The organism is Streptomyces sp. NPDC002144 (genome assembly GCF_053593695.1).
In genome coordinates this window covers 1-3,514 of sequence record NZ_JBSFDB010000139.1, presented here as the reverse complement: position 1 = coordinate 3,514, position 3,514 = coordinate 1, and the positions used below count along the sequence as shown (strand labels likewise).

Sequence of the window (3,514 nt, the reverse complement as noted above, 5' to 3'; positions counted from 1 at the left end):
GCCGTGGGCGGCGTGCACGCCGGCCGGGCTGAGGTCGGCGATTGCTCGATGGACCATGTTCGTGTGGGCCAGTAGCAGGCGCATCTCGGCCGAGTCTGCGCTGCCGGTCAGGACCCGATTTCCCAGCAATGGTTTGAATAGCGCGAAGGGCAGAAAAACGATCTTCGCCTTCGTGTGCGGCGCGGTCTCGAATCGCGGTTGCAGCCCAAAATGCTGGAAAACGAATTGCCCGGCCGATACGGCCCGCTCGTCACGGTCCAGCGGGCTGTCCAAAGTCCATTCACCGCGCGACACTATGTAAATGCGAACCTGATCTTCGATGCCTGGCGGCCTGCCTGCGGTCCGGACGGGCGACACGCCGTAAATATCGGCGATTGTAACATCGCCCACCCTGGCCCCCCGGCTCCTGACCCGAAAATGATCGGTCGTGTCCGAGCTGATGGCCGGCAAACGATGCGGATTACCAAGTTTGGTCTCCCACTCACGTTGGAAGGCATCCCATCCCCATCGACCCGCGCCGGGCCTGGTTGAGTCCAGCGTGAAAGCACCGCGCGACCTGGCACTGTAGCGAGCCCCGGTTCCCCTCACTGAGGACTCCTTGTGAGTGAGCGGCGGCTCTCGCCGAACAGCTGCCCAGCCCGCTCACCAGCGGCGAGGCGAAGTAACCTCGGTAGTCGCTGCGTTGGATGGATGTTCACGGTGAACTCCGCATAGATCAGGTCGTTGCCATGCCACTCGATCACTCTGAAGATCTCGACGTTGCCGAGGGTACTGCTGTGCATGAGTTGGAGGTAACCCAGACAGCGGACGGTTTACCCCTATCCATCGGGATCTCCGGCGGGAACCTCCACGACAGTCAGGAACTCGAGCCGCTCGTACGCAGTATCCCGTCGATCTGCTCCCGCCGCGGACCCCGGCCTGCCAAGCTGCACGCGGACAAAGGCTACGACTACGACACCCTGCGCCGAATGGCGAGGCACTCGGCATCACATCGCCCGAAAGGGCATCGAGTGAGCCCTTTCTACCCTTCGTAGGTCGGGTTCCGCACGCGGTGTTATGGGTTGCCGCTTCCCGTCGAACGGCAATCTCCATTCTCGCCGTCCGGCACGCAGCCACCTAAGGGCTTGCAGATCATCAAGGTGTTGCTTCCCGTCCCATGGTTCGTTGATGTGGTATGCGCATCCCGGACGAGATCTGTGCCCAACTCGCCATGACGTTCGCGGTGTTGTTCCCGCATCTGGATGAGCGGCAACGACGGCTGCTGATGGCCGCGAAGGCCCGTCTTCTGGGACATGGTGGTGTTCGGGCCGTCGCGCGGGCGGCCTCGGTGAGTGAGACCACGGTCCGCAAGGGCGTGTTCGAGTTGGAGGCCGGCGAGGAGCCTCTGGGGCGGGTGCGGCGGCCAGGTGGAGGCCGCAAGAGGGTCGCAGATCTCGATCCGGGGCTGCGGCCGGCCCTCCTCGCGCTGGTCGAGCCGGACGAGCGAGGCGATCCGATGTCGCCGCTGCGGTGGACGGTGAAGTCGACCCGCAACCTTGCGCGGAGCTGGCCCGGACCGGGCACAAGGTCAGTGCGGATACCGTCGCGGACCTGCTGCGGGAGGAAGGCTTCAGTCTGCAGGCGAACGCCAAGGCCATTGAGGGAAGCCAGCATCCGGACCGGGATGCCCAGTTCCGCTATCTCAACGAGCAGGCTCGTGATCACCGGGACGTCGGCCAGCCGGTGATCAGTGTGGACACCAAGAAGAAGGAACTCGTCGGCGAGTTCAAGAACAACGGCCGCCAGTGGCGGCCTGCGGCTGATCCGGTGCCGGTGAACGTCCATGACTTCGCCGGCCCGCAGCTGGGCAAGGCCGTCCCGTACGGGATCTATGACCTCGCGGCGGACACCGGCTGGGTCAACGTGGGCACCGATCACGACACTGCCGCTTTCGCGGTGGAATCGATCCGCCGCTGGTGGTGCGGCCAGGGCCGGGCCGCCTACCCGCAGGCGACGCGACTGCTCATCACCGCCGACGCGGGTGGCTCGAACGGTTACCGCACCCGGGCCTGGTAGCTCGAACTCGCCCGGCTCGCAGCCGAAACAGGACTGACGATCACCGTGTGCCACCTACCGCCGGGCACATCGAAGTGGAACAAGATCGAGCACCGGCTCTTCTCTCACATCACCATGAACTGGCGCGGCCGCCCGCTGACCAGCCGTGAAGTCATTGTCCAGTCCATCGCTGCGACCACCACCCGCACCGGACTGCGTGTCATGGCCGAGCTGGACACCAACGTCTACCCCACCGGAGTCCAGATCGGCGACGCGGAGATGGCATCCCTGTCCCTGAGGGACGACGTGCCGCGCGACGCCAGGTACTGCCGCCAAGCTTTTGGAGGAGGGCGGCAGCGAAGCGGTCTCCACGCGCGCGGTCGCCGCAGCCGCGAGCATCACGGCCCCCGCGCTCTACCGGATGTTCGACGACAAGGACGGACTCCTGGCCGAGCTGGCCGCCTACGGGTTCGAGATGTACCTGGCCGAGAAACGGGAGGCACTGGCGCTGACCCCGGACGACCCGGTGGCCGACCTCTACCGCGGCTGGGACCTGCACGTCGACTTCGGACTGCGGCACCCCGCGTTCTATGTGCTCATGTATGGCACTGCGCGGCCCGGTCGGCGGCCCCCGGCCGCGGACGAGGCGCACGCTCTGCTGGTGAGACTGCTGGGCCGGGCGGCCGAGGCCGGGCGCCTTCGGGTTCCGGTGGAGCAGGCGACCCGCGTCATCCATGCGGCGACGACGGGTGCCACGCTGGCGCTGATCGGCGAAGAGCCCTCGCAGCGGGACCTGGCCACTTCGGCGCGGCTGCGGGACACCGTCATGGCCTCGGTCACCACGGACTCGCCCGCCTCATCCGGGTCCGACCTGGCCTCGCATGCACTCGCCCTCGATGCCGCACTTGAAACCGCGCTCAGCACCGGGGTACCTCTGCGAGACACGGAGACGGCTTTGCTGCGCGAATGGCTACAGCAGTTGGCAGACTGAAGGGGCCACCTACTCCGCAGGCGGGTACTCGTGCCGGTCGGCCCTGCTGAACCCGGCCACGGTCCTACAGGTCGACGCCGGCCGCGACCGCCCTGGGATGCGAACCGTGCCTCTGGCCGAGGTGTCCCCCTATGCCTGAGCCGACGGCGTCGAGCCATCTGCTCCGGTCGAGCGAGCGTATTCCATGGGAGTTTGACCGTACTGCTTCTTGAAGGCGCGGATGAAGTGGCTTCTGTCGGCGAACTGCCAATAGGCGGCAAGTTCGGAAAGGCCCGGCCGATTGTGTGATGCGGTGAGGGCGAGACGGGCCGCTTCCAGCCGCCGGTGGCGGATGTAGCTACTTACCGACTCTCCCACTGACTCGAACGCCCGATGCAGGGTCCTGACGGAGACATGGAGTTCACGCGCCAGCATCTTCGGGGAAAGCTCGGGATGAGTGAGGTGGCTGTCGACGAGGTCCTTCGCGGCTTGGGCGAGTGGGGGAGCCAG

At 66.2% G+C, this 3,514-nt stretch carries 2 protein-coding genes and 3 pseudogenes; 3 read left to right on the top strand and 2 right to left on the bottom strand.

Features of this window, described 5'->3' with window-relative positions; all coding sequences use genetic code 11:
* Positions 1–390, bottom strand: a pseudogene (locus ACWCQ1_RS51790) (helix-turn-helix domain-containing protein); the annotation flags it as partial.
* A 419-nt stretch (positions 391–809) separates the two neighbouring features.
* On the opposite strand from ACWCQ1_RS51790, the pseudogene ACWCQ1_RS51785 reads away from it, so the two are divergent.
* The 3 genes and pseudogenes from ACWCQ1_RS51785 to ACWCQ1_RS51775 all read left to right on the top strand — a co-directional run.
* A pseudogene (locus ACWCQ1_RS51785) lies at positions 810–1,011 on the top strand (transposase); the annotation flags it as partial.
* 163 nt (positions 1,012–1,174) lie between these two features.
* A pseudogene (locus ACWCQ1_RS51780) lies at positions 1,175–2,331 on the top strand (ISAzo13 family transposase); the annotation flags it as partial.
* 43 nt (positions 2,332–2,374) lie between these two features.
* Entirely contained in the window at positions 2,375–3,025 is a 651-nt protein-coding gene (locus tag ACWCQ1_RS51775; RefSeq protein ID WP_451030094.1) for a TetR/AcrR family transcriptional regulator, read from the top strand.
* Positions 3,026–3,154: 129 nt separating this feature from the next.
* On the opposite strand, the gene ACWCQ1_RS51770 is transcribed toward ACWCQ1_RS51775, so the two are convergent.
* Positions 3,155–3,514: helix-turn-helix domain-containing protein (locus ACWCQ1_RS51770; RefSeq protein ID WP_451030093.1), on the bottom strand; the 360-nt coding region annotated here is incomplete at its 5' end.